The 26612-nt window shown below is 37.9% G+C and carries 28 protein-coding genes; 16 read left to right on the top strand and 12 right to left on the bottom strand.

The window, feature by feature from the left end:
• The first annotated feature begins 12 nt into the window (after positions 1 to 12).
• The 6 genes from SJY23_RS04585 (at position 13) to SJY23_RS04560 (ending at position 5873) form a co-directional block, all read left to right on the top strand.
• On the top strand, positions 13 to 2187 hold the full coding sequence (locus SJY23_RS04585) for a TonB-dependent receptor plug domain-containing protein (protein WP_396597622.1): 2175 nt from the start codon (positions 13 to 15) through the stop codon (positions 2185 to 2187).
• A gap of 192 nt (positions 2188 to 2379) precedes the next feature.
• The gene (locus SJY23_RS04580) at positions 2380 to 3258 is read left to right on the top strand and encodes an ABC transporter permease (protein ID WP_038598289.1); all 879 of its coding nucleotides are present in this window, start codon (positions 2380 to 2382) and stop codon (positions 3256 to 3258) included.
• A 19-nt stretch (positions 3259 to 3277) separates the two neighbouring features.
• Positions 3278 to 3541 (top strand): DUF3098 domain-containing protein, encoded by a 264-nt coding sequence (locus SJY23_RS04575; RefSeq protein WP_035326394.1) that lies wholly within the window; start codon positions 3278 to 3280, stop codon positions 3539 to 3541.
• 37 nt (positions 3542 to 3578) lie between these two features.
• Positions 3579 to 4373, top strand: coding sequence for an undecaprenyl-diphosphatase UppP (gene uppP, locus SJY23_RS04570; protein ID WP_035326397.1), 795 nt, complete (start codon positions 3579 to 3581; stop codon positions 4371 to 4373).
• Between the two features lie 4 nt (positions 4374 to 4377).
• Complete coding sequence (gene truB, locus SJY23_RS04565) at positions 4378 to 5103, top strand: tRNA pseudouridine(55) synthase TruB (RefSeq protein ID WP_035326400.1); 726 nt, start codon at positions 4378 to 4380, stop codon at positions 5101 to 5103.
• Positions 5104 to 5159: 56 nt separating this feature from the next.
• On the top strand, positions 5160 to 5873 hold the full coding sequence (locus SJY23_RS04560) for a hypothetical protein (RefSeq protein ID WP_396597621.1): 714 nt from the start codon (positions 5160 to 5162) through the stop codon (positions 5871 to 5873).
• 9 nt (positions 5874 to 5882) lie between these two features.
• Here SJY23_RS04560 and SJY23_RS04555 read toward each other — a convergent pair whose 3' ends face one another.
• Positions 5883 to 6497 (bottom strand): thioredoxin family protein, encoded by a 615-nt coding sequence (locus SJY23_RS04555; protein ID WP_396597620.1) that lies wholly within the window; start codon positions 6495 to 6497, stop codon positions 5883 to 5885.
• Between the two features lie 68 nt (positions 6498 to 6565).
• On the opposite strand from SJY23_RS04555, the gene SJY23_RS04550 reads away from it, so the two are divergent.
• Positions 6566 to 7135: a DNA-3-methyladenine glycosylase I gene (locus SJY23_RS04550; RefSeq protein ID WP_396597619.1), complete on the top strand. Its 570-nt coding sequence runs from the start codon at positions 6566 to 6568 to the stop codon at positions 7133 to 7135.
• An 8-nt stretch (positions 7136 to 7143) separates the two neighbouring features.
• Here the strand turns inward: SJY23_RS04550 and aat are convergent, their stop codons facing one another.
• The 4 genes from aat to SJY23_RS04530 form a co-directional block, all read right to left on the bottom strand.
• Positions 7144 to 7800: a leucyl/phenylalanyl-tRNA--protein transferase gene (gene aat / locus SJY23_RS04545; RefSeq protein ID WP_396597618.1), complete on the bottom strand. Its 657-nt coding sequence runs from the start codon at positions 7798 to 7800 to the stop codon at positions 7144 to 7146.
• Between the two features lie 31 nt (positions 7801 to 7831).
• A complete protein-coding gene (locus SJY23_RS04540; RefSeq protein ID WP_396597617.1) occupies positions 7832 to 8197 on the bottom strand; it encodes a hypothetical protein in 366 nt (121 codons plus the stop codon).
• Between the two features lie 84 nt (positions 8198 to 8281).
• Positions 8282 to 8665: a DUF3127 domain-containing protein gene (locus tag SJY23_RS04535; RefSeq protein ID WP_035335212.1), complete on the bottom strand. Its 384-nt coding sequence runs from the start codon at positions 8663 to 8665 to the stop codon at positions 8282 to 8284.
• Between the two features lie 36 nt (positions 8666 to 8701).
• Complete coding sequence (locus SJY23_RS04530) at positions 8702 to 9577, bottom strand: flavin reductase family protein (RefSeq protein ID WP_396597616.1); 876 nt, start codon at positions 9575 to 9577, stop codon at positions 8702 to 8704.
• A 520-nt stretch (positions 9578 to 10097) separates the two neighbouring features.
• On the opposite strand from SJY23_RS04530, the gene SJY23_RS04525 reads away from it, so the two are divergent.
• The 4 genes from SJY23_RS04525 to SJY23_RS04510 all read left to right on the top strand — a co-directional run bounded on the left by SJY23_RS04525 (position 10098) and on the right by SJY23_RS04510 (position 13347).
• The gene (locus tag SJY23_RS04525; protein ID WP_396597615.1) at positions 10098 to 11237 is read left to right on the top strand and encodes an SPFH domain-containing protein; all 1140 of its coding nucleotides are present in this window, start codon (positions 10098 to 10100) and stop codon (positions 11235 to 11237) included.
• Positions 11238 to 11298: 61 nt separating this feature from the next.
• Positions 11299 to 12399 (top strand): DNA helicase PriA, encoded by a 1101-nt coding sequence (locus tag SJY23_RS04520; RefSeq protein WP_396597614.1) that lies wholly within the window; start codon positions 11299 to 11301, stop codon positions 12397 to 12399.
• A 45-nt stretch (positions 12400 to 12444) separates the two neighbouring features.
• The gene (locus SJY23_RS04515; RefSeq protein ID WP_396597613.1) at positions 12445 to 12795 is read left to right on the top strand and encodes a tRNA-binding protein; all 351 of its coding nucleotides are present in this window, start codon (positions 12445 to 12447) and stop codon (positions 12793 to 12795) included.
• 135 nt (positions 12796 to 12930) lie between these two features.
• Positions 12931 to 13347, top strand: coding sequence for an OsmC family protein (locus SJY23_RS04510; protein ID WP_396597612.1), 417 nt, complete (start codon positions 12931 to 12933; stop codon positions 13345 to 13347).
• A 78-nt stretch (positions 13348 to 13425) separates the two neighbouring features.
• On the opposite strand, the gene SJY23_RS04505 is transcribed toward SJY23_RS04510, so the two are convergent.
• From SJY23_RS04505 to SJY23_RS04485, 5 genes are all read right to left on the bottom strand, one after another.
• Entirely contained in the window at positions 13426 to 14124 is a 699-nt protein-coding gene (locus tag SJY23_RS04505) for a hypothetical protein (RefSeq protein WP_396597611.1), read from the bottom strand.
• A 21-nt stretch (positions 14125 to 14145) separates the two neighbouring features.
• The gene (locus SJY23_RS04500) at positions 14146 to 15096 is read right to left on the bottom strand and encodes an OmpA family protein (RefSeq protein WP_396597610.1); all 951 of its coding nucleotides are present in this window, start codon (positions 15094 to 15096) and stop codon (positions 14146 to 14148) included.
• 290 nt (positions 15097 to 15386) lie between these two features.
• Entirely contained in the window at positions 15387 to 16940 is a 1554-nt protein-coding gene (locus SJY23_RS04495; RefSeq protein ID WP_035335226.1) for an aldehyde dehydrogenase family protein, read from the bottom strand.
• Between the two features lie 184 nt (positions 16941 to 17124).
• Positions 17125 to 17661: a 3-hydroxyanthranilate 3,4-dioxygenase gene (locus SJY23_RS04490; RefSeq protein WP_396597609.1), complete on the bottom strand. Its 537-nt coding sequence runs from the start codon at positions 17659 to 17661 to the stop codon at positions 17125 to 17127.
• A 122-nt stretch (positions 17662 to 17783) separates the two neighbouring features.
• Positions 17784 to 18278, bottom strand: a complete 495-nt coding sequence (locus SJY23_RS04485) for a CAP domain-containing protein (protein WP_396597608.1) — start codon at positions 18276 to 18278, stop codon at positions 17784 to 17786.
• 216 nt (positions 18279 to 18494) lie between these two features.
• Here SJY23_RS04485 and SJY23_RS04480 point away from each other — a divergent pair, with 216 nt between their 5' ends.
• The 3 genes from SJY23_RS04480 to SJY23_RS04470 are packed head-to-tail and all read left to right on the top strand — an operon-like array spanning position 18495 to position 20533.
• Complete coding sequence (locus tag SJY23_RS04480) at positions 18495 to 19565, top strand: isoaspartyl peptidase/L-asparaginase family protein (protein WP_396597607.1); 1071 nt, start codon at positions 18495 to 18497, stop codon at positions 19563 to 19565.
• A 59-nt stretch (positions 19566 to 19624) separates the two neighbouring features.
• Positions 19625 to 19972: a hypothetical protein gene (locus tag SJY23_RS04475; protein WP_035335230.1), complete on the top strand. Its 348-nt coding sequence runs from the start codon at positions 19625 to 19627 to the stop codon at positions 19970 to 19972.
• 33 nt (positions 19973 to 20005) lie between these two features.
• A complete protein-coding gene (locus SJY23_RS04470; protein WP_396597606.1) occupies positions 20006 to 20533 on the top strand; it encodes a GNAT family N-acetyltransferase in 528 nt (175 codons plus the stop codon).
• A 4-nt stretch (positions 20534 to 20537) separates the two neighbouring features.
• Here the strand turns inward: SJY23_RS04470 and SJY23_RS04465 are convergent, their stop codons facing one another.
• Complete coding sequence (locus tag SJY23_RS04465) at positions 20538 to 21002, bottom strand: CBS domain-containing protein (RefSeq protein WP_035335234.1); 465 nt, start codon at positions 21000 to 21002, stop codon at positions 20538 to 20540.
• 201 nt (positions 21003 to 21203) lie between these two features.
• Here SJY23_RS04465 and SJY23_RS04460 point away from each other — a divergent pair, with 201 nt between their 5' ends.
• Both SJY23_RS04460 and SJY23_RS04455 read left to right on the top strand, forming a co-directional pair.
• A complete protein-coding gene (locus SJY23_RS04460) occupies positions 21204 to 23501 on the top strand; it encodes a M28 family peptidase (RefSeq protein ID WP_396597605.1) in 2298 nt (765 codons plus the stop codon).
• A 91-nt stretch (positions 23502 to 23592) separates the two neighbouring features.
• Positions 23593 to 24396 (top strand): NAD(P)H-binding protein, encoded by an 804-nt coding sequence (locus SJY23_RS04455; protein ID WP_396597604.1) that lies wholly within the window; start codon positions 23593 to 23595, stop codon positions 24394 to 24396.
• Between the two features lie 73 nt (positions 24397 to 24469).
• Here the strand turns inward: SJY23_RS04455 and SJY23_RS04450 are convergent, their stop codons facing one another.
• Positions 24470 to 26530, bottom strand: a complete 2061-nt coding sequence (locus SJY23_RS04450) for a M13 family metallopeptidase (protein ID WP_396597603.1) — start codon at positions 26528 to 26530, stop codon at positions 24470 to 24472.
• Between the last annotated feature and the right edge of the window lie 82 nt (positions 26531 to 26612).

The following is a 26612-nucleotide window of genomic DNA, read 5'->3' as shown; positions in this document are numbered from 1 at the left end:
AAATAAGCAACTATGATAATTATATTTAAAAAATCTATACTACTTAGCTTCTTTCTTATACTCTCTTTAACGGTTTTGTCTCAAGAAGCACCTAATAAACTTTCTATTTATTGGGATGCTTCATTTTCTATGATTGAAAAAAACCTTGATCTAGAGATTAATGTACTCGAAGAATATATTCGGATTAATTCAGTTGACGATATTGAAATAACAGTATTTGCTAATACTGTTTTAGAAAAAAAAATATTTTCGGACGTAAATAGTAATACTAGAGAATTTTTAGATTTTCTCAAAATGGTTAACTATGATGGGTCAACTAAACATCCTGAAATTCTTCTAAGATCAGGACAATCTAGAAAGATCCTTTACTTTTCAGATCAATTACCTAAGATGGGTGACTTTTCGGATAAACTTATCATTGTAAATAGCACACCTAATAATCTTGAAGATGTCAAAGTAAAGTACTTGCCGCTTTATAATATAGATCAAGAACACCTTTCCGAAATTGTTGTAAATGATTTTTCAAAAAAAATAGTTGATAAATATTTAAAAAAACAACAAACGGAATCCACATTAAAAAAAGAAATCACTGTGTCCGGTTATATTTTTAACGAGGATGGAGCTATTGAGGGAGCCCAAATAAGTTCTATTTATGATCAACAGAATAGTACAAGGTCAAATAAGGATGGCCGGTATACTTTTCAGAGTTACACTAAGGATATAGTAAGTGTTAAAACTGTAAGAGGTAAAGAACAGCTTATAAAAATAGAAGATAAAGGCGATGTGGAAATTCAGCTAGATTTTGGAGATAAAATGAATCAACTTAAAGAAGTTGTTATTACTGATAAACAAGAAAAAGCAAGATTATCGGAAAATGAATATTGGGAGGAAGATCGTTCAAAAGGTTATTCTATTGTGAGAGTAACATCAGACCAATATAAGACGGGACATACAGATGTAGGCCAACTTATATCTGGTAAAGTGCCAGGTGTAAAATACCAAGGTAAACAAGATTTAGGAAGTGCTATAATAAGAGGCTTTTCCTCATACATAAACACAAATCATCCCGTTGTTTATATTGACGGAATAATTACTGAGCAAAGCCAAGTGAGTAATAAAACAGATTATTCATATATCGACCCTTCAACTATTAAAGATGTTAAGGTCCTCAAAGGTCTAGCTGCCACTGCAATTTATGGACCTAATGCTGTAAATGGGGTAGTATTAATTACTACTAAGAGTGGTTTAATCAATAAGGAAGAAAAGAAAAGTGGTCGTAGAGGAACCACTAAAAGAATGAAAGAGGATCTAAAAGTTATTGACCTCGATAATTTCAATGCTATAAGAGTTAAGTTAATCGCGTCTCAGGAGGCTTACTCTGTTTATTTGAAAGAACGTTTGATAGCAGGTGGCGATGTAGATTTTTATTTTGATGCATTTGATGCATTTAAAGCAAAAGGGCAACTTGAAATAGCTAAGCGAGTATTGTCTAATATCAAAGAAGTTTACGAATTTGATAAAGATGCATTGATTGCATTGGCCTATAAATTTGAGAAAGAAAAGTATTATCTCGATGCTCATAATCTGATTTCAAAACTTTCGAAAGAGTATCCTAGTTCCTTGCAACTTAAACGTGATCTTGCAAAAAGCTATATACGTTTGAATGATTTTGAAAGTGCAGGTGTACTTTATGAAGAAATCTTAACCACCTTTCCACTTTCTGAAGATTTTAAAATGGCAATTACAACTGAAATTAGAGGGACTTATAACAAGTATCCGAGCGGTGTATTGCCTTGGAGCCTCTCTACTTTTAAACCTTCCAAAATAGCATTAGATGGTCTTGTAACGTTAGAGTGGAATGTGCCTAATGAGGATTTTTCCTTTCAATTTGTTAATCCTACAAAGAATTATCATCAATGGAAGCATGATAGTTTCAGGAGTCAAAATGAAATGAATAATGAGTTAAAACATGATACTAGATTTCAAGAATTTCAACTTATAAATGCAGAGAAAGGAGAGTGGTTTTTCAATATCCTAATGGACGAGAAGAAAGAAAGAAGTCCAAACTCATTTTTAAAAATGACAATTACTAAAGATTTAGGAAGGCCTACAGAAAATACGGAGGTAAAGTTTTTTAGCCTCAATGAAAATTCATCAAGGGTTACTTTAGGCAGTATAATTATTTAAATCTTTGCTTATTAATTTTAAATTATTACGGGTCGTTTGTTATGTTAAGTGGTATAAATATCTTGTAATTAGCTCTCGCATGGAGAGTGATCTCTTTCTGTAAATCTGGATTTTTAAAATAATACAATCAGAATCTCTTCGTTTGATAACGGAGTGTGTAGGATTTACTACTTTTACTCAAAACCCTAGCAAATGAGTTCATCTTTTGAAAAATACCAGAAAAGACGATTGATTACCTCCTATTTTTCGGTGGTGATTAGTATTGCTTTGGTTCTTTTTCTGTTGGGAATTTTGGGGTTACTAGTCCTCAATACCAAGAAGGTAGCAGATTATTTTAAGGAGACTATTGCCGTAGGTGTTTACTTTAAAGACACTGCAAAAGATGTGGAGATGAAACAGCTAGAGAAAACACTTTCTCTTGCAGCGTACACAAAATCTATAAAATTTGTTTCAAAGGAAGAGGCTGCGGCAGCTCATAGTGAAGCCCTGGGAGAAAACTTTGTAGATTACCTTGGGGAGAACCCGCTTCAAAATAGCATAGACTTATATCTCAATGCAGATTATGTATCTGCAGAGAAGGTAGAAGAAATAGCAAACGAGATCGCATCAAAAGACTTTGTAGAAGAAGTAACTTATGATAAACCTCTCATATCATTGCTTAACGATAATATCAAAAAAATAAGCCTGTGGATACTTATTATCTCTGGCATATTTACGTTTATCGCTGTGCTACTTATCAATAGCTCTATACGACTATCTGTGTATGCAAAGCGTTTTACAATAAAGACAATGCAAATGGTGGGCGCGACAAAACGTTTTATAAGGCGTCCCTTTGTATGGAAGAGTGTGCGCCTCGGGATTATAGGTGCGCTTATCGCTATAGCAGGTATGGCAGGAGTGCTGTATTATGCAAATAAAGCATTTCCGCAACTCACATTACTAGATGACCCGCTCGTACTAGGAGCATTATTTGGAGGTGTGTTTTTAATGGGAATACTCATTACTTGGTTTAGTACCTTTCTGGCAACACAACGTTTCTTAAATTTGCGCACAGACGAGCTATACTACTAACCGAATTACTAGATGTATTATGGGAGAACAAAAACGTAAAGAAGTATCAAAACAAACTACCGAATTTATATTTGGGAAGAAAAATTTTACGTGGATGCTTATAGGCCTTGGAGTTATAGCCTTAGGTTTTATACTTATGTCTGGAGGAGGTAGTGATGACCCTAATGTGTTTAACCCAGAGATTTACTCTTGGAGACGCATACGTCTTGCCCCAGCAGTAATACTTATAGGTTTTGGTATAGAAGTATATGCCATCTTATTAAATCCTAATAAAGGTAAGTAACACTTGCCGCTTGTAACTACAGTTTTATCTTTGCCCTATGAATAATCTTGACGCATTTATCCTTGGTGTCATTCAAGGACTCACTGAGTTTTTACCTGTTTCATCTAGTGGGCACCTCGAGCTAGGTAAAGCTATACTAGGAGATACTTCTGTACCAGAAGAGAGCCTTATGTTTACCGTAGTGGTACATTTTGCAACAGCACTTTCTACCATTGTAGTCTTTAGAAAAGATATCATAGAAATTTTAAGCGGATTGTTTTCATTCAAGTGGAATGAAGAAACACAATTTTCGGCAAAAATCGTTTTGTCAATGATACCTGCTGTCATTGTAGGACTCTTTTTTGAGGAGCAACTAGAAGCACTTTTTGGAGGAAATATTATGCTTGTAGGCTGTATGCTACTTGTAACAGCGGTACTACTATACTTTGCAGATAGAGCAAAAGACACTCAAAAGAATGTAACTTTTTCTAATGCATTTATAATTGGCGTTTCTCAAGCAGTCGCTATGATACCTGGTATCTCACGTAGTGGAGCGACTATATCTACCTCTGTATTACTGGGTAATGATAAGAGTAAGGCAGCACGATTTTCATTTTTAATGGTGATTCCACTTATTTTTGGAAAAATTGCAAAGGACCTTATGGACGGAGCAATTACGACTCAAACGGGGAATGTCTCTGTACTAGTGATAGGTTTTATATCTGCCTTTGTTGCAGGACTTATAGCTTGCACCTGGATGATAAAACTTGTGAAGAAAAGTAAACTCTCTTGGTTTGCTATATACTGCCTCATTGTAGGAGTTATTGCGATAGGTTTCTCACTTTATAACTAAGTCTATGTCTAAGATAACGAGCCTTACAGATCAAGATTTTAGAGATGGCCAAGTGCTTATTTTTGACAAGCCTCTTGAGTGGACCTCCTTCCAGCTAGTAAACAAAGTGCGCTGGCTTATACGTAAGAACCGAAACATAAAAAAGATCAAAGTAGGGCACGCAGGCACACTAGACCCGCTAGCTACTGGTCTTATGATTATCTGTACAGGTAAGTTTACAAAGCGTCTACACGAGTTTATGGGTCAGGAGAAGGAATATACTGGCACCATCACTCTAGGTGGCACCACGCCTAGTTATGACCTAGAGACAGCCATAGATAAAGAATATCCTACCGAGCATATCACTGAGGAGGATATATACGCTTTCGCGAAAGCGTATCAAGGAAAAATAATGCAACGTCCACCTGTATTTTCTGCACTGAAGAAAGAAGGAAAACGTTTGTATGAGTTTGCAAGAGCAGGTGAGGAAGTAGAAATCCCGAAGCGAGAGATACACATCTCATCTTTTGAAATCACTCGTATTGAAATGCCCGAAGTAGATTTTAAAGTAAGCTGCAGTAAAGGTACTTATATACGATCACTGGCGTTTGACTTTGGAGAAGGACTTAAAAGTGGTGCCCATCTTACGGCGCTTAGAAGAACCAAAATAGGCGACTATAGCGTAGATAATGCACATCTTCTAGATGACTTTATAAGAGAGATTACTCAAAGCAATCCTGCCGATATCTAGAGGCGCCACCTACGAGCCATAACTTATGGCTTATTTTTTGTAACTTTTAAATACCTATGAAATTATCCCCATCAGATAAGGCACTACTCATTACCGTTTTTGGAGCGAGTTTTTTAGTGCTTGTATTTTTCTTTTTGGGAGTAAAACCATATCAGGGTGAGATAGCAGAGGAGTTTATAGAAATACCGGTTATTACTCAAAATCTAGAAGAACCGGAGGAAGAAACCAAAACACCTGTACAGCAAAGAACTCGTCTGTCTAATCAAGTATACAACTCAAGTAAGTTATCTAAAGAGCTACAAGAAGAGGACGAGATAAGAAAGGCAATTGCACAGCGCCAGCAAAGCAGTGTTGAAAATCTTAATGAGCGTACAAATAATCAACTCAATGCCCTGCAAGAGGCTAGAGAAGCTGCTCTAGAAGAAAAGAAGAAAGAAGTACAAGCTGCAATAGAGGCAAGGGAGGATGCTAGAGGTATTAAGAAAAAGAGCGCTTACAGACAGAGTACTGTTTCTTATAACTTAGTAGGTCGTACAGCTATTGCTTTACCTAATCCCGTGTATACTTGTGACGCTTTTGGCAAGGTGGTCATAAATATTACTGTAAATGATAAGGGGGTTATTGTAAAAAAAACGTTTAATAAAAATGCTTCTTCAAGTGCAAATGGATGCCTTATAGATCAAGCTATGAAATATTTAAACCGGGCGTACTTTGATAAAGGAACAAAAGCCACACAGCTGGGCAGTGTGACTTTTGATTTTCAAGGATAAGCTTATAATCTATTTTAATAGATGAAGTAAATCTTCTACAGTGTTCTGACCTTTGTCTTTATTATACCATACTTGTAAGTCTTGTTTAAACTCTGGTGTGAGTTTACCGTGAGCTTCTTTATAATCATTTACCATTTTTGTAGCTTCAGATGGACGGGGTCCCCAATCTCCAAGTACTTCTTGTGTTTCATTATCAAAGGCAATAAGTCTTGGGATAGAACGACCCCCATTGTATAAAAAGCGATCCATAAGCTCAAGATTTTCATCCCTTAGAATGACCTTAAAGTCAATGTTAGGGTTGAGGTCTGCAAACTTTTGCATTACGGGCATTGTTTGTGCCGCGTTACCACACCAGCTTTCTGTTAGTACAAGCCAAGTGGTTTTATTGTCATATTGCTTTATTGCGTTTTGAGCTTCTTCAGACAGTTTTATAGTCTTATCTAGACGCTTCATACGTTTGTGATTGAGCATTGTATAGTTGTGCAATGCCTCTGTGACTTCTGGACCTGTATTTGTACCTTCTAGGGCGTGAGTTTCTGTAAGTACTCTATAATCTTGGTAAGAGATTGCCTCAGAGAGACTTTCTGTTACTAGTTGTGCTGTTGTTTTTTGCATAGTTTCCATACCCATTATGTCGCAGGCTTTACTACAAACTTACTATCTTTCGAGTTAGAAAAACAAATTGTAACCGTATGGAAAAACATAGATGTGGCTGGTGTGTGGGTGATGACCTATATGAGGCTTATCACGATAACGAGTGGGGAACACCACTTAGGGATGAAGATTTACTCTTTGAGTTTTTGGTTCTTGAGACTTTTCAAGCGGGATTGAGCTGGATTACAATTTTAAAAAAGAGAGAAAACTTTAGAGTTGCCTTTGATAATTTTGATTACAAGCGCATTGCCGCTTATAAGGAAGATAAAATACAATCACTCTTGCAAGATGCCGGTATTATAAGAAACAAGCTAAAAGTACGTGGTACGGTTACAAATGCAAGGCTGTTTATGGAGATACAAAAGGAATACGGCAGTTTTTCAAAGTACCTATGGGATTATGTAGATAATACACCCATAAAAAATCACTGGAATGATTATAAAGAATGCCCAGCAAATACACCTCTAAGTGATAAAATATCTAAAGATCTAAAAAAGCGAGGCTTCAAGTTTGTGGGAAGTACCATTATCTATGCATTTATGCAGGCCATAGGGATGGTAAATGATCACGATGTAAACTGTTTTAGGTACGAGATGGTACAAGAGTAGTAAAGCTACTATTTAAGATATTCTAAAAAGGTTTCTCTAGGTATTTCATCGGCGCCTAGGCTTGCGAGATGGTCTGTGTACATCTGGCAGTCTATGAGCTTGTATCCGTTTTTAGTAAGCTTTCGCGAAAGCGTAATAAACCCCACTTTACTGGCATTACTCATGGTTGCAAACATACTCTCGCCACAAAAAACACCTTTATCTTGCAAGTCTATACCATAGAGGCCTCCTACGAGTTTGTCTTCATGCCAGACTTCTACAGAGATTGCATGACCTAATTCGTGTAATCTGAGATATGCGTCTATGATATCATTAGTAATCCATGTACCGTCTTGACCGTTACGTTTAATACGCTTACAAGCGAGAATTACCTCTAAGAAATTTTTATTGTAAGTGACTTCAAAGTGGTTATCACGTAACACTTTGCGCATGGATTTAGACACATGAACGTCGCTAGGTTTTACGACCATACGTGGGTCTGGACTCCACCACAAGATGGGTTGCCCCTCATTATACCAAGGGAAAATACCAGATTTGTAGGCGAGTAATAACCAGTCTGTAGTAAGATCTCCACCTACCATAAGTAGTCCTTCTTCGTCTGCCAGATGGTGTTCTGGAAACCAAGGGTCATTGTTCCAATGTTGATCTTCTGGGAGTAAAAGCACAAGTATAATTAATAGCTATGCACAAAGATAACTAGGCTTTGCTTCTATTAAAAGTATCGATTAACTTAAAATTTCTTCTTGTATGCCACACATAACCTAAAGCAAGCGGTGTATAAAAAGCAATAATTAAGGCCATATAGGTAATATCTGTGAGAAAGTAATAGCTAGAAAAGAGCACAACAACACCTACAATTGCAACCTCTAAAACCGCATGACGAATGCGCTTTGAGAGTTTTGCTTTGAGCTGGTTTATAGTAAAGGTGGTAGTAACACCACAGCGGTCGCATTTTTTTGAAATGCTTACACCTATTTGTTTTGAGAGTTCCGCACGTGTGCCAGCAAGAACATTTAGGCTCAAGTGGTTATGACAACTTTTACAAACTCCGTATACAATCATAGATTGATAAAGGTGTAAAAATAAAGAACCCAAAACAAGTTAATTGTTTTGGGTTCAAATCTCAATTTATTGATCTTTATCGTCTTAAAATGGTAGATCGTCGTGATCGTCGCTATTAAGGTTTGTTGCAGGCTCAAATGAATCTGCTGGAGGCATAGGAGGTAATGGTTGTCCTCCACCAGCATTTGCTGCTGCAAGATTCTCTATGCGCCATCCTTGTATAGAGTTAAAATACTTAGTTTCACCTTGTGGATTTACCCACTCGCGACCTCTTAAGTTAATGCTCACTTTTACGTTTTGCCCAACAGCATAGTTGTTCAAAAGATCAGTTTTATCTTGTACAAACTCCACCATAATGTGCTGTGGGTATTGCTCTTCTGTCGTTACGACAAGTTCTCTTTTTCTAAAGCCGTTACTCCCAAATGTTTGAGTCTCACCTATCATTTTTACTTTACCTTGTACTTCCATCGCGTTCAATTATTAGGGTGTAAATTTATAAAAATCCTAGCGTTTTGCGAGCAGAACTCTCCACGCATTATCCACATTTTTTTTATCTAAATATTCCTTTGCTATTTTGTGCAGCGTTTCTTGCGTTGTTGTGGTGAGATTTGTTCTTAAATCCTGATGCTGTGCTATAAAACTAGAAATCTCATCTGCTGTAGGCAATTGCTCTACATTACCCAGCATACCTAGATCATTACCAGTGAGTATCGTACTATTTCTTATATCTTGAGGAATCATATCTACGCCTATTCCTGTTCTTAAAACAGGTTTAGGTACTTCAAACAGTCCGTCTTTTGCACGGCTATACCAGTTTGCGCCCATACGTGATACTTGATCTATTTTGAGGGGATCTATTGCACCATGAGCATCTAGTACCTCCTCATCAATATGCATTTTTAAAATCTCGCAAATCACAAGGTTTCCTGCACCCCCTTGATCACCTAGTGGCTTTACTTCAATTACTTTACACTCAAACTGTACTGGCGCTTCTGCAACGCAAGGAGGTTGTACCATCTCAGATGGCTTTTCTGTTAGCCCAGATTTTGTAAACTCATTTACTCCTTTTGCATAAGCCGTACTTGCCAATGACATTTGCTGTACCATTGCATAGTTTACAATGTTTACAGTACATTCAGGTACTTCAAGTACGTTATCTAGCGTGTGTTTTGTGGTGTTATCACGACCACTTCTAGAAGGAGAATACACAAGAATAGGAGGATTTGCCCCAAAGACATTAAAAAAACTAAAAGGAGCGAGATTTACTTTTCCATTCTTATCTACAGTACTTGCAAATGCAATAGGACGTGGTCCCACGGCGCCTGTAAGGTGGCCAAATAATTGTGGAACAGGTATTTCTTTAGGATCTATCGTGAGCATACATATCTTTTTAAAAAGTGTATCAAAAATAGGAATTCTTTAAGGGGATTAATAACGCTTTCGCGAAAGCTTAACAACAACCTCAACATCATTATAAGAAAAGCTGTCTAGCGGCTCTATTAATAAGTCTTATGTGTGGGTTTTTTAAGAATGACTTAGAAATATAGGGGTATAGACCCTTACATACTCACGTCATTATATCCCTGATAGACTTAGAAATCTGGATCATATTTGTAAAGTATTAATCACTTAAAAAGATATGTCATGAATACAAATACGGAAGAGTGGGGACTTCTAGAAGAAATTTTTCAAGATGAGGAATTTGATGTTTCTTATTTCTCAATTGAATTTCCAGATGGTAGCTCATATGAGTACCAAGGATAGATGATAAGCCACTATACATTGTTTTGAGTTGCCTTTATGTAGGCAATTAAGACCTGCTATTGTTTGAGGGAACAATAGCAGGTTTTTTGTAACATTTTGTATCTTCAAGCCACCAATAGTTAAAACAACACAACCTATGGATATTTTTAGCAAGATTAAAGAGAAGCTCAGCAACGAGTTTATCGATATTGTAGAGTGGCTAGACTACACAGATGACACGATTGCACATCGTTTTGAACGTTATCAAAACGAGATTAAAAACGGTGCAAAGCTCATTGTACGTGAAGGACAGACAGCAGTATTTGTAAACGAAGGCCAACTTGCAGATGTTTTTACACCAGGTACATATGACCTTACTACTCAAAACTTACCAATATTATCTACTATTAAAGGGTGGAAATATGGCTTCAACTCTCCATTTAAAGCAGAAGTTTATTTTGTAAACACACACTTATTTACAGACGAAAAGTGGGGAACTAAAAACCCCATAACATTAAGCGATGACCGTTTTGGACTAGTTGAGATTCGCGCTTTTGGTACTTATGCCTTTAAAATTGCCGATGCTGGAAAGTTTATTGTAGACATCGTAGGGACAGATAATAACTTTACGAATTTTGAAATCAACGAGCATCTCAAAAGCCTTATTGCAACTAGGTTTACAGATACAGTAGGAGAAGCAAATCTGCCTATAGAGCTCTATGCGGCAAATACTACTGAGCTTTCTGAGACGTGCCAAGAGGTGATGAAGCCAGAGTTTCTGTCTGTGGGTATTTCTCTTGAGAAATTTTACATCGAGAATGTATCGATGCCAGAAGACCTCAAGAAAGAAATATTTGAATATAGCCGTATCGATAAGCTTGACCTAGATAAACTTACTAAGTTCAAAACTGCCAAAGCTATAGAAGCTGCAGCAGCAAATGAAGGCGGTACAGCAGGTGCAGGAATGGGAATGGGAATGGGCTTTGTACTCGCACAACAAATGGGAGGAATGATGTCTCCACAAATGGGAGGACAACAACAAGCACAACCACAAATGAATCAAGGTGGAATGATGCCGCCACCTATGCCAGCCGCCGTACAATATTTTTATGCAGTAAACGGTGCGCAACAAGGACCCGTAGGTATAGATCAGCTCAAGGCTTTATTTGCAAACCGTACTATCAATAAAGAGAGCCTTGTATGGAAACAAGGTATGGCTGGATGGACAGCCTTGCAGGAGGTAGAGGAGCTTAAGTCCTTTTTAGGAGGTAACACACCGCCGCCACTGCCGGTTTAAAAATTTTACAATGTAATAGCCTATGTGCGCTTTCGCGAAAGCGTAATTACTCTATGCCTATATGGAAGAAAACCCCATACATAAAACCGAACTTAAAAAGGCCTGCATAAATTGCGGGGCAGAGCTCAAGTATAAGCCGGGTACCACAGCCATCACTTGTGAGTATTGCGGTCATAAAGAAGAGATATCACTAGCCACGAGCAAGTTTGAAGAGCTGGAGCTGTATCCATACCTGGAAAGTATGGGGGATCAAAAAAACAGCGAAGAGATCTCTATGTTGCATTGCAAAAATTGTGGAGCAAACCAGCACGTAGAAGAAAACTATAAGTCCCTACACTGCGTGTATTGCAGTATGCCACTCATACTTGAAGATGCCCGCAAGGAAGACTGGATTTTACCAGGAGCTGTCTTGCCATTTCAGATAGATCAGAGTGCCTCTTTTACAATCTTTAAAAAGTGGGTAAACGGTCTATGGTGGGCGCCTAATAAACTTAAGAAAGCCTCACTAGATCCTCAGTTTACAAAGGGGCTGTACTTGCCTTATTGGACCTTTGATGCACAGCTTGCTGCAAACTATACGGGACAGCGTGGTGAGTATTATTATGAGACACAAACCTATCGCGATAGTGATGGTAATAGAAAGAGCAGGCAGGTGCGTAAAACAAGATGGTATCCCGCCTCTGGTCACGTGTCTGGATTTGTAGATGACACGCTCATAAAAGCATCAAAACAACGCGCTGGTAGAGTTCCCTCTAAAATTGCACGCTGGGATCTTAAAAAGCTACAACCCTTCAATAGCGGATTCTTATCTGGTTTTGTGACAGAAAAGTATACCATCCCTCTTAAAGATGGTCATACCAAGTCACGTGAGACGGCAAAGCAAATCGCCACAAGCTGGGCCGCTAGAGATATAGGGGGCGACACGCAGCGAGTTACCTCTATAGATATGAACCTAGCAGAGGAAACCTTTAAGCATATTTTATTACCCGTTTATGTGAGCTCATATCGTTACAATGGTAAGGAGTATAACTTCTTTGTAAACGGTGAGACGGGCGCGCTTTCTGGTAAAAGACCCTATTCTTTTTGGAAAATATTTTTTGCCATACTTGCGGGTCTCATTGTGATTGGAGTTTTTGTTATGCTAGCTAATAATGGCCAGTAGTAGTGTAGATTATTAACTAATTTGCTACTGATTAAAAAAATAATCATGGAAGATAAGGAGCATAAAAATTTGACCTGGAGTGATTTTACTAAGGTAGAAATGCGAGTAGGCACCATTTTATCTGCAGAGGTTTTTGCAGAGTCTAGAAATCCATCCTATAAAATGGTTGTGGACTTTGGTGAGTACGGTAAAAGGAAAACATCTGCACAAATCACGCAGTTATATACGACTCAAGAACTAGTAGGAAGGCAAGTGATTGCAGTTGTTAACTTTCCACCTAAGCAAATTGCAACAATGATGAGTGAGTGTCTTGTTCTGGGTGGTTTAGGCAATGATAAGGATGTTATTTTAATAGCTCCAGATAGAGAAGTAGCAAATGGCACTCAAATAGGATAGCCACTTTCAACTTCTTCAAAACAAATGAGGAATAATAGTTCAGGTCATTATAAACCTTTGTTAAACGCATTGTTATAAGGTGTTAATATCGCTTTCGCGAAAGCGGAATACTCATATCTTTAAATAAAAAAGACAATGAAATTTACAAGAAGCGCAAGCGCACACTGGGAAGGAAGCGGAAAAGAAGGAAAAGGAACAATCTCTACCGAAAGTACGGTACTAGATAAAGCACAATATGCCTTTGGGACTCGATTTGAAGACGGAGTGGGTACAAATCCAGAGGAACTTATAGGAGCAGCACATTCTGGATGTTATACAATGCAACTTAGTTTTTTACTCAATGAAGAAGACTACGTGGCAGATGCTCTAGATACAAGTGCAGAAGTAACTTTTGAAGATGGGGAGATTACAAAAATTCACCTCACCACAAAAGGTAAGGTTCCAAATATTTCAACCGAAGAATTTGAAACAATAGCAACTAAGGCAAAAGAAGTGTGCCCGTTATCTAAGCTTATGAAAGCAGAAATAACACTAGACGCTACATTATTATAGAAGAGAACTGTTATAAAATTAAAGTCCGCTATGAAACATATCATAGCGGACTTTTTTATATGGAATATATAGAGCTATTTACGCTTTACCGTAATCATGCTCGTCTTGCCATTTTTTAAGCTCTGCCCACTTTCCTAGAGCGGCCATTTCGGCTTGCATAGGCCAGGTGCCTGGACGATGTATTTCAAAGCGTTTACCACCAGAGTTAAGAACCTCTTGACACTTCTCTACAGAAGTGCTTGCAAGTGCTGCCCACGTTTTGATATCGTGATTATGGAAGAGCTCAGATATTTTTGGACCTATTCCTTCTACAATAGTAAGATCATCTTCTTTTATTCTTTTCTTACCATACACGCCTTTTGCCGCTGCAGCATCAAACGGTACACCTATAATACCTATAGATGGTGATGGTACACTTGTATTTGTATTTTGAATAACTGTTTCACTAGTAGCCGCACCTGCTGCAAATGAACTTGCGATACTCGCGGTACTAGTTGCTGCTAAGGGAGCTTTTTTTGCTAGATTAAGTTGAGACTCACTTGAAGCTAAATCTGCTTCTAAGGATGCAGTTTTACGAGTACATGCATCGAGATCTGCTTGCAGAGATGCTGTTTTGCGCTTGCAATCTTCAAGATCTGCTTTATAATCGTGAGTGTCAACAGTAATTTGTTGTTCATTTTCTTTACTAGTCCATTTGCGTAAATAGTATCCTAAAATACCGCAGATAACACCGGCGATGAGTGGCCATATCCAGCAAGCTATGTTTGAAAAATCCATAATTATTTTGTTTTTGATCTGTTAGTTTAGTGTGATGACTGCGCGTCTATTTTTATTACGTCCTTCCTCGGTATCATTTGTCTCAATAGGGTTGCGCTCTCCCTTTGTAACAGTTTTGATTTTTGATCCAGAAATACCGTTGTTTACTAGATACGCCTTTGCAAATTCTGCTCTTTCTAATCCTAGTCTATCGTTAGTAGTGAGGCTACCTTGACTGTCTGTGTGTCCTTCTACAGTAATGGTTGCACCTTCTTTTTTATCAAGATAGCGGCTTATGTCTCCTATTTGTAAGCGTTGTTTTTCGCTTAGAGTTACAGAGGCTTCTCCATAATCGAAGTACAAGACAAGTGGGTCTGCTCTAAGACTCTTTTCTATGTCTAGCAGTGCTGCGTTAGTAGCATCAAGGTCTTCATTTGCTTGATTAAATATTCTGTATTCTATTGGGCCTTTGTACACGTTGCCATCAGGAACTAATGATGAGCGTAGCTCTCCATATGCATTTATACGACTTGAAGAAATTCCTTGATTAACAAAATAGTTTTTTACAGAATTTGATCTTGCAAGTCCAAGATTTGCAAATGCTGAGGTGTTCTTTTCTCCACTGTCATAATATCCTACAATGTCTATCATTTTATCTTCGTTACCAGTGGTTTCAAGGTATGTTTTGAGCTCACCTACACCTTCTGTAACTTTTTCAGAAATAGGGGGTAGGATGGTAAATGATGAATTGTTGAAGTTAAAATTGTCATTGCTGTTGAAGGCAAAATTACCGTCAGGTCCTTTTAGATTAAAGGCCATTGAGGTTGCTGCTTCTGGAGCAGCTACTGCTGGAGTATTGTCAATAGTGGTCTCTCGTTGATTATTTTGTGAATCACTATTCCTAGTAGTGCCACAACAAAAAATCCAGGCGAGAATCATACAAATAACAATCGTAACCAGCATACTTAGGAGGTATCCCGTTTTCTTACTCATTTGGTTGTTTTTTAGGTGATTACTGTTTCTTAAAGTTAGTTAAAATATTAACACTTACAACTTTTTATAGTTGATATTCAATAGATTATGTATTTGCTCGGTATTTTTATGAGATTAATCGAGTAAAAATGATCAAATTTCAGTGTAAAACGTAGGTTTTATAACGTTTGGCTTATTGTGAGAAGATTTTTTGTTATGGATTCAATTTTTCGCGAAAGCGCATAAAAAAACCGCTTCCTATTAATAGAAGCGGTTTAAAGTATAAGTGTTTTTTAAAAAGATAAAGACTCTTATAAGTCAAATTTAATTCCTTGAGCAAGTGGCAGCTCTGTCGTATAATTGATAGTGTTAGTCTGCCTTCTCATATATACTTTCCAAGCATCAGATCCAGACTCACGGCCTCCACCAGTGTCTTTCTCACCACCAAAGGCTCCACCTATTTCTGCCCCAGATGTACCTATATTTACGTTTGCAATTCCACAATCTGATCCTGCAGCGCTTAAGAAACGCTCAGCCTCGCGTAGGTTATTAGTCATAATAGCAGACGAAAGTCCTTGTGCCACACCGTTTTGAAGCTCTAAGGCATCTGTAACGTCACCTTTGTATTTTAATAAATATAATACGGGAGCAAAAGTCTCATGTTGAACAATTTCGTAATCATTACTAGCTTCTGCAATAGCTGGTTTTACGTAGCATCCACTCTCATAACCTTCACCAGACAGTACACCACCTTCTACTAGAATGTTTCCTCCTTCTGCTACTACGCGTTCTAGAGCTTTGTTATAATTTGCTACGGCATCTTTATCTATAAGTGGTCCTACGTGATTATTTTCATCAAGCGGATTGCCTATGCGTAGTTGCCCGTATGCCTTTACAATAGCATCCTTTACCGTGTCATACATACTCTCATGTATAATAAGGCGTCTAGTAGATGTACAGCGTTGTCCAGCTGTTCCTACAGCACCAAAAACAGCACCTATCACGGTCATTTTAATATCTGCATCAGGAGTTACAATAATAGCATTGTTTCCTCCTAGTTCCAGAAGTGATGTACCTAAACGTTCCCCTACGGTTGCAGATACTTTTCTACCCATACGAGTAGAGCCTGTAGCAGAGATAAGAGGTAGACGCCTATCTGTAGTCATCATCTCACCTACTTTATAGTCTCCATTTATAAGGCAAGAGATACCTTCTGGCATATCGTTAACCTTAAGAACTTCGGCAATAATGTTTTGACAAGCAACACCACAAAGCGGTGTTTTTTCTGATGGTTTCCAGACACAAACATCGCCACAAACCCAAGCAAGAGCTGTGTTCCACGCCCATACTGCAACTGGGAAGTTAAAGGCAGAGATGATACCTACTACACCTAGTGGGTGATACTGCTCATACATTCTATGTCCAGGACGCTCCGAGTGCATTGTAAGACCGTGTAACTGGCGAGAAAGACCTACTGCAAAGTCGCAGATATCTATCATCTCTTGTACTTCACCTAGTCCTTCTTGATATGATTTACCCATCTCATAAGAAACGAGTTTACCTAATGGCTCTTTTACCTCACGAAGCTTGTTTCCAAACTGACGTACCATTTCTCCTCTTGCTGGAGCTGGCATTGTTCTAAAGTCTTTAAACGCTGCTGTAGCAGAGGTCATTACTTTCTCGTAATCTTCTTTTGTGGTAGTTTTTACTTTACCTATTAATTGTCCATCTACTGGAGAGTAAGATTCAATAATGTCTCCACTACCAAAACTTTTTTGACCTGTAGAGGTTCCTTCATTTATATCAGAAAGGCCAAGTATCTTAAGCGCTTCGTCCATTCCAAAATCTTTTGCTACTGTGCTCATAGTTTTTTGAATTATTGAGTGAAGAAAACATACAAAGCGATCTTACTCAATGGTTAATAATTTCTTTATTACATACCTGCTACGATAGAGGTAATGTTCTGAGTCAAATCTAAGAATAATTCAAAGGCTTCCATAAAAAAGGGCGTGTTATTAAACACACCCTAAAAATTATTCTGTTTTTTTACTAATCTGCAGTAAATCGCTCATCTACTTCCATAACGGTTCCGCAGTTATTACAAGTTCTATGTTCTAAACTCCCATAGAAATCTTTAAAGTGTCCTATAAAGTCTTTTTCTATATTATGAAGCTTAAAGAAAACTTCATATAATTTATGATTACAGTTATCGCAAAACCAGAGTAAACCATCCTTTCCGTCTAGATCTACTCTCTTTCGTTCTATCACTAAACCTATAGAATTTTCATGTCTTACTGGAGAGTGTGGTACACCAGCGGGATGTAAATACATATCGCCAGGACCTAGTTGCATAGTACGTTTTACTCCCTCATCTTGCACATGTACTTCAATAGTACCTTCTATTTGAAAAAATAGTTCTTCGGTCTCATTGTAGTGGTAGTCTTTACGAGCATTTGGGCCACCTACAATCATTACGATATAGTCACCAGCGTCTTGGTATAAGTTCTTATTACCTACGGGTGGCTTGAGGAGATCTCTGTTTTCTTCAATCCACTTATTTAAATTGAACGGTTGTTGAATTGCCATAATCTTATTCTTTGTATAAAAATACAATTTATAGAAGTACGCTTTCGCGAAAGCGTAAAAAAACAACCCCGCCTACTATTGTACACGGGGTTGAAAATCAAAATTGATTTGGGGGTATTTTTTTATCGAATAAATAATTGTGTATAGTAAGGTATTCCTGTTTCTGTCATGACGATGCCTACACCTGTGTGTGTGTAATCTCCTTCTATTGCTTGCTTGTGCGCAGGACTGTTAAGCCATCCTTCTAGAACTGACTCTGCATCTCTAAACCCATAAGCTACATTCTCACTCACCATGTCTGCCCCTTTATCCTGTAGTATAGCAGCACGCTCGTAAAAATTATCATGACTTGCTTCATTTTGAATCACCATGTAATTAGAATGAGCTACGGCAAGATTTTCTGAATCTGTATGCCACTGGAGTGCATTAAGACCTATAGATGCCCTATAGTCATTAAGTACATCAAGTACCTCTTCGGCAAGCTCAATGTTATTTTCTACCTCTATAGTAGTTTCTAAATTTGCAAGAGTTTCTATCTCTGAAGACTCTTCGCTGGTGCACGCGCTTAGGAGGCACAACGCAACTAGTGCGTATAAAGTTTGGCTAATCAATTTCATAATTTGGGGTTATGAGTTTATTATGACTGCAAGATATAATTATTTTGCACTTAAACGTACATTTTGTGTATTTAATCGATGAAATACACAAAAAAAGTTGATTTGTAAGAAATTTCAAAGAAATAACTGTGTATTTCATCGATGTTTTTGAAAAAACCAATTCTTTTTAAAGATTCTTTCTCCTTATATTTAGACACTTACAAAATCGTAATCTCTATGAAAAAATTAGTTTTTGGCATTATTTCATGTCTTTTAATAATGTCTTGTGACATGCCAGTTAAAGAAAAAGCATCTAAAGAAGTTGTGAATACTGTCCCTACAGATCAAAAATTTGGTCTCGTTATTCATGGAGGAGCAGGTACTATTCTTAAAAAGAATATGACAGATTCACTAGAAAAAGCATATCGTCTTAAACTAGAAGAAGCTACAAAGGCCGGTCATAAAATTCTAGCCGATGGTGGAACTAGTATGGAAGCCGTAACAGCAGCTATAAATATTATGGAAGACAGTCCTTTATTTAATGCAGGAAAAGGTGCTGTTTTTACACATGATGGTACAAATGAGCTTGACGCAAGTGTGATGGATGGTAAGACGCTTAATGCGGGAGCCATCTCTGGAGTAACAACAGTAAAAAATCCTATTGATCTTGCAGTAGCCGTTATGGATAAGTCTGAGCATGTGATGCTAAGTGCAAAAGGAGCAGAGCAATTTGCAAAAGAGCAAGGACTAGAAATTGTAGATCCTTCCTATTTCTATACAGAAAGGCGCTTCCAGTCATTACAGAAAATAATAGATAAAGAAAAAACACAACTCGACCACGATGGTGATAAGAAGGTGGCATTTATGGATCCTTATATAAAGGACAGTAAATTTGGAACCGTAGGTTGTGCGGCGTTAGATAAGTATGGCAACCTTGCTGCAGGAACTTCTACAGGAGGAATGACTAATAAACGATATAATCGCATAGGTGATGCTCCTATTATAGGTTCTGGAACGTACGCAAATAATGCTACGTGTGCGGTAAGTAGTACAGGATGGGGAGAATTTTTTATAAGAGCTCAGGTAGCTCATGATATTTCGGCAATGATGGAGTATAAAGGAGTAACACTTCAAGAAGCGGCTAGCGAAGTCATCCAAGAAAAAGTTCCAGCTTTAGGGGGCGATGGAGGCATTGTAGCGATAGATAAGGATGGAAATGTAGCTATGGAATTCAATACTGCTGGAATGTATCGTGCGCATATGAATGCTACTGGGGATCTAGACATCAAAATTTACAAGAATAATTAAAGAGTATTAACCTCATTATATGAATAACTGAGCTTTGAGCTTAAGTATTCAGCAATTTTATGGAGAGAGCTTGTCCTGAGTGTGGAGATAAAATAATAGGTCGCGCAGATAAAAAATTCTGTAGTGACTCATGTCGTAATTCTCATAATAACAAACAAAATAAGGACTCAAAGAATATCATGCGCAATACTAATAATGTGTTGCGCAAGAATTATCGCATCTTAGAGCGTCTCAACCCAGAAGACAAAACGAGAACAACCAAGTCCAAGCTCAACGCAGCTGGATTTAACTTCAATATATTTACCAGTATTTATACCACAAAGGCTGGGACAGTATATTACTTTGTGTATGATCAAGGCTACTTGCCGCTTGAAGGTGATTTTTATGCGCTTGTGAAGCGCGCATAACATTACAGCATACTCTCAATTTTTAAATTAATTATGACCTACCACATAGAAACAGAACACCTAATCTTACGCGAGGTTCGAATAGAAGATACAGGAGACATGTATCGATTAGATAGCGATGCGTTGGTACATGAATATTTAGGTAAAAATCCTATTACTTGTATGGGAAAGGCGCGAACATATGTAGACTACATTCGTATGCAATATGAAACCTACGGTATAGGTCGCTGGGCAGCGATAGAGAAAAGTACTGGAGACTGGATAGGGTGGACAGGACTCAAATATAACTTTGAACAGGAAATGAATGGCCACACTAATTTTTATGATATTGGCTATCGTTTTATGCCTGAGTATTGGGGTAAAGGCTATGCAACCGAATCTTCAATTGCGGCAAGAGATTACTTTTTTGAACATTTTCCAAATACAAAACTCTGCGGCATGGCAGAGTTAGGGAATAAAGCATCCTGCAGAGTACTAGAAAAGATAGGCCTCGAGCGCAAGAATAATTTTATATATGAAACTCAACAGGTAGAACTCGCTTGGTTTGAAAAAGATCTATAATTGTTTATTTCCAAGTCTGACCGTTGAGTGCTAGAGCAGCTTTAAGAACGTCTTTCTGGCTTATTTGGCCTACAAGCTTGCCGTTTTCTACAATAGGAAAACGCCTGTGTTTTGACTCCAGAAATTTATTTGCTGCATCAAAAACATTCATATTACCATCTATCGTATCTACATTTGTGACCATGTGATTAGATACCTTCATATTATCCATAGGCATATTGTAATAGCGGCTTTCAGAAATTTGCTTCATACAATCACCTTCAGAGATAATACCCAGTAGTTCGTTATTTTCATTAACCACGGGACCACCAGAAATCTTATGTTTGATTAAGTTGTTCATCACTTCAAGCACCGACTGGTCAGGAGAAAAAGTAATGAGCTTTCGGCTCATGTAATCACTTACTTTAATGTCTGTAGCGTTGCTTTTAACATCTTTTGCACGCTTACCCATAAAACTTTTAATTGCCATAACTTGCTGATTTTGTTCTCTTAAAGTTAGTGATTTAATTTTAATCTTTGAGGTTACGCTTTCGCGAAAGCGTACTCAAGCCCATAAATTCGTATTTTACAAGCACCAAACCAAAAGATTACCTTTTTGATGAAACGTTTATCTCATATTTTTTCATTTTTCCTAGTGTTGTTTTTAGTGTATGTGAGCTTTTACTCCCTTATGCCCAAGAATATAAGTGGTAAAGAAGCCCCGCTTACAGAATTTTCTACGGCAAGAGCATTATCACATTTAAAAGTAATCTCGGCCAAACCTCATTTTGTGGGTACACCAGCACATACAGAAGTGCAGCAATATATAGTACAAGAACTTCGCAAGCTTGGTCTCGAGCCGCAAGTGCAAGAAGGTTTTGTAAATGAGGAATGGAATGGATACAGTAATCTTACAAAGCCTCAAAATATCTTAGCGCGTATTAAAGGAAGTGGTAATGGTAAAGCGTTATTACTTATGTCACATTATGATAGTGCACCACACAGTGCATCTCATGGCGCTAGTGACGCAGGTTCTGGTGTGGTAACTATACTAGAAAGTGTACGAGCTTACCTTGCTAGTGGAGTCACTCCAGTAAATGATATTATAATCTGCATCACAGATGCCGAAGAAATAGGATTAGATGGCGCTCAGCTTTTTGTAGATGAGCATCCATGGGCAAAAGACGTGGGACTTGCCCTCAACTTTGAAGCTCGTGGTAGTGGTGGACCATCAAATATGATTGTAGAAACTAATCACGGTAATAAAAATCTCATAAAAGGATTTATGGATGCGGGAGTGGAGTATCCCGTAGGAACTTCATTGATGTATAGTATTTACAAAATGTTACCTAATGATACAGACTCGACGGTCTTAAGAGAAGATGGTGATATCGATGGGTTTTTCTTTGCATTTATAGACGACCATTTTGATTATCATACAGTAAATGACACTTTTGAAAACTTGGATCGAAAGACACTTGAGCACCAAGGAACCTATTTAATGCCTTTACTCAAGCATTTTGCAGCTACAGACCTTACCAATATTAAGTCTGATGAAGATTATGTGTATTTTGATGCTGCTGTGGCCAACTTTATTGCCTATCCATTTTCTTGGATCTGGCCTATGGTTGCAATTGCAATTGTTCTATTTGTGGTCTTACTAGTTTATGGATTTAAAAAGGAAAAACTAAGAAGAAAATATGTTTCTAGAGGTTTCAGCGCGTTTTTCCTTACACTAATCTTAGGTGGAGGACTTTTTTATCTATTGTGGGAATTATTAAAGTATGTATATCCTAGCTATGAAGACATGTTGCCTGTTTTTATTTATAATGGTCACTGGTATATTATTGCCTTTGCCTTATTAGGTTTTAGTCTATGTATGGGTATTTATCATAGGCTCACCGTGGCACAAAACACGGCGAGTAATATGGTAGCTCCACTCATGATGTGGCTCATCATTAATATACTTGTTGCCGTTTATTTAAAAGGTGCTGCCTTTTTTATCATACCTGTATTCTTTGGGTTAATAGCTTTTTATATACTAATAGCACAACGTAAGCCTAGTGTATTGTTGCTTGTTTTATTGTGTGCTCCAGCGATTTTTTTACTGGCTCCACTAGTGCAATTCTTTCCCGTAGGTTTGGGGCCAGATATGCTCTATGCTAGTGTTATCTTCTTAATACTACTTTTTGGGTTGGTTCTACCAGTATTTGGTTTGTATAGAAACAAGAAGTTTATTGCATATTTGAGTTTACTAGGAGCGCTTGTTTGTTTTGGAGTTGCACACATGAAATCTGATGCTACGGTAAAACGACAAGCACCTAACAGTCTTATTTATTATCAAAATAAAGATACAAATCGAGCCTACTGGGCAACATATAATAAGTCACTTGATGACTGGACCAAAGGATACCTAGGCGAAAACCCAGAACAAGCAGCTATGTACATTGGTAATGCTGCAGGTAGTAAATACAATACACCATACACCTATGCTAAGGAAACAGCGGTAATCGATTTGCCAGAAAGTACTGTGCAGTTAGATAGAGATACAATAGTAGATGGTTTAAGGCACATGACACTTACAGTCAAACCTAATCGCACCGTGCATCAAATGCGTATGTACACAGCTATAGAAACTCCTTTACAGCATATCTCTTGGAACGGCGTTGCAGTAAAAGCAGATAGCACTGAGACGCTTTATAAAAAAAGAGGTAGTAAAGGTATTTTAAGTTATTATAGGGGCGAAAATGACAAACTGGAGTTTAAATTTGCAGTTCCAGAAGGTGTAAATCCTAAATTTACGCTTAAGGAGTTCTCGTACGATTTATTGGAAAACCCAAAATTTACAGTTTCGGCGAGGCCTAATACTACGATGCCTAAACCATTTGTACCTAACGATGCTATTATAGTCGAGCGTACTATTGATATTGCTGAGTACGCTTTTGCGAAAGCGAAAAAAGATACCATCAATGCTGGTGTAGAAGAATAATGTAATTCTCGATATGAGTTTAGAAGTAGCTAATTATTATAGCTGCTGCTGAAGATTTAAACAAAAAACCCTAGTTATTGCTAGAAAATAGATGAATAAAAAAATTACAATTGCAGGTTTAGGGTGGCTTGGTAAAGCACTAGCCACGAGGCTTCAGCTTATGGGGTACACGGTAAAAGGAAGTGTAACAGATGCAGAGAAGGCAAAAGATCTTACAAGAAGCAATATCGCTGCATATCCCGTAATAATCTCAGAAAGTGGTGTCTCAGGTTTAATAGAAACTTTACTAGCAGATACAGACGTCTTACTTATTATGATACCGCCAGGCTTGAGAAAGAATACAGGCGCAAACTATGCTCTGAAAATGGCACATTTTTTACATGCAATTGAGCGCTCTGAGGTTAAAAAAGTGATTTTAATAAGTAGTACCTCGGTCTATGATGATTCTCAAGGTAAGGTGACAGAGAAAGATGCACCACAACCCGATACAAATGCGGCTAAGCAGTTATATGATGTAGAACAGATATTCTTTAATACCACTGCTTTTGAGACAACGATCGTTCGTTTTGGAGGATTGTTTGGTGGCAGTAGAAATCCAGTTAAATTTTTAGCGGGTCGTAAAGGTCTCACTAATGGTGATGCTCCAGTTAATATGATACATCGTGATGACTGCATCGGTATTTTGATAGCAATTATCAAGCAAGATGCATTTGGTCATGTTATAAATGCCGTGTCTCCTAATCATCCTACAAAAAAAGAATACTATACAAAACAGGCGATTGAATTAGGTCTCGAGCCACCAGAATATAGTCAAGAAGAGTCATTGACCTTTAAACAGGTAGATAGCATTACAGTAGACAGTGTTTTAAATTACGAGTTTTCGGTACAGCTCTAGTGACGTAAATGATTAGTATAAAAAAACCGCCTCAATCGAGGCGGTTTTTGTTTTCGCGAAAGCGAGCGTATTATTACCAGATGCGAACTCTCTTCTCAGGAGCTAGATAATTTGCATCTCCTTCCTTAATATCAAAAGCTTCGTAAAAAGCATCAACATTTAATAAAGGTTGAACCGCACGTACCATTCCTGGAGAGTGTGGGTCTGTCTTTACTTGTGTTCTTAATGCTTCATCACGGCTCTTAGTTCTCCATACTGTTGCCCAAGACATAAAGAAACGTTGCTCAGGAGTAAACCCGTCAATGTTTTCTGGACGTCCATTCTCTGCATAGTATTTCTGTAATCCATCATATGCACCAAGTACACCACCTAAGTCACCTATGTTTTCACCTAACGTGAATTTTCCATTTACGTAAACGCTATCAAGTACCTCTACAGCGCTGTACTGCTCTGCAAGTGCATTACCACGAGTTGTAAATGCTTCAAGATCTTCGGCAGTCCACCAGTTTTTTAGATTTCCATCTGCGTCAAAACGTGATCCGCTATCATCAAAAGCGTGAGAGATCTCGTGACCAATTACAGCTCCAATTCCTCCATAATTTACAGCCTCATCTGCTGTGTAGTTGTAGAATGGTGGTTGAAGTATCGCTGCTGGAAATACAATCTCATTATTAAGTGGATTGAAGTAAGCATTAACAGTCTGAGGAGACATCCCCCACTTAGACTTATCTACAGGCTCACCTATTTCATCAAAGTTTTTAAGTTGACCCCATTTACCTACAGCCGTCATATTTTCAAAGTACGTCTTATCTGCCGCTACGTCCATTGTTGAGTAATCTTCCCACTTGTCTGGATATGCGATTTTAACGGTAAATTTATCAAGCTTTTCGATAGCCTTTTCTTTAGTCTCCTCACCCATCCAATCTAATTTTTGGATACGAGCTTTATAAGCATCAATAACGTTTGCAATCATTGTTTCTGCTTTTGCCTTTGCTTCTGGTGGAAACTTTGCATCTACATATAATTGTCCTAGCGCTTCCCCTACAGAACCATTTACGGTTGCTAGTGCGCGCTCATCTGCTGGGCGTTGTTTTTTTGCACCGCTTAGGTATTTGCTATAAAACTCCCAATTTGCAGTTTCTATTTCTGTACTCAATCTGCCTGCAGCACTATTAAATGTATCCCAACGAACGAGCGTTTTGATATCTTCAAGAGGAGTTTTTTTAAGGAATGTATCTAGAGCCTCCGTATACTTTAACTGTGTCACAAGAAGCGTGTCAAAATCTTTCTTAATACCAAGATCTGCAATCATCTTTTTAAGATCTATAGATGTAAGCATTTCATCGGCTTGTGCCACAGAACGTGGGTTGTTAAAGTTACGAGCGTCACGGCTCTCTACTTTATCTAATCTTGGAGTAGCTAGTGCAGTTTCCATTGCAAGGATTTTATCGGCAGCTGCAGTCGCATCTGCTTCAGAATCTCCTAGCATTTGAAGCATGCGTGAGATATGTTTTACATACTCTACACGAATTTCCTTAGACTTACCATCTTCTAATAGGTAATAATCACGATCTGGTAAACCAAGACCGTTTGCACCTAAGTACACAGTGTTCATAGAGCTATCATTAAGATCTGCTCCTGCTCCTATGCTCAAAAATGGTGATGATACAGCAGGGTTAGTAGCTAGTACTGTCTGTAATTCATTTAAGTTAGTTACACCGGCAATTGCATCTAGTGCAGGTTGTAGTGGTGTAAGCCCAGCTTTATTACGTGCTACGGTATCTAGCTTAGTATTATAAATTGCCAGCGCTTTTGCTTGGTCTGTTCCGGCAGTGTATTTTCCGCTTTTTTCAGCTTCTGCAAGTATTTCCAAAACATCTGCATCTGTAGCTTTACGCAGTACAGAAAATCCTCCCCAGCTAGTGCGGTCATCCGGAATTTCAGTGTTTTTCATCCAAGATCCATTTACATAATTGTAAAAGTCTTGATTAGGAGCAACCGTAGTATCCATATTCTCTAGTACGATACCAGGAATTTTTTTAACTTGAGCTGTCTCTTTAGTTTCTTCTGTCTTACAGCTTACAAGCGTAAGAGCACAAGTAGTCACAATTGCAGCCGATTTATAGAGTTTCATAGAGTAATATTATTAGATTATTTGAATAGGACGAAATTAAATTTTAAATGTTACATAAGCAATCAAAAAAGCCCTCTGTGAA

The organism is Dokdonia sp. R86516 (assembly GCF_044596715.1).
Classification (GTDB): domain Bacteria; phylum Bacteroidota; class Bacteroidia; order Flavobacteriales; family Flavobacteriaceae; genus Dokdonia.
Note: the sequence above shows the minus strand (reverse complement) of the source record. Positions and strands in the feature narration are given on the sequence as shown.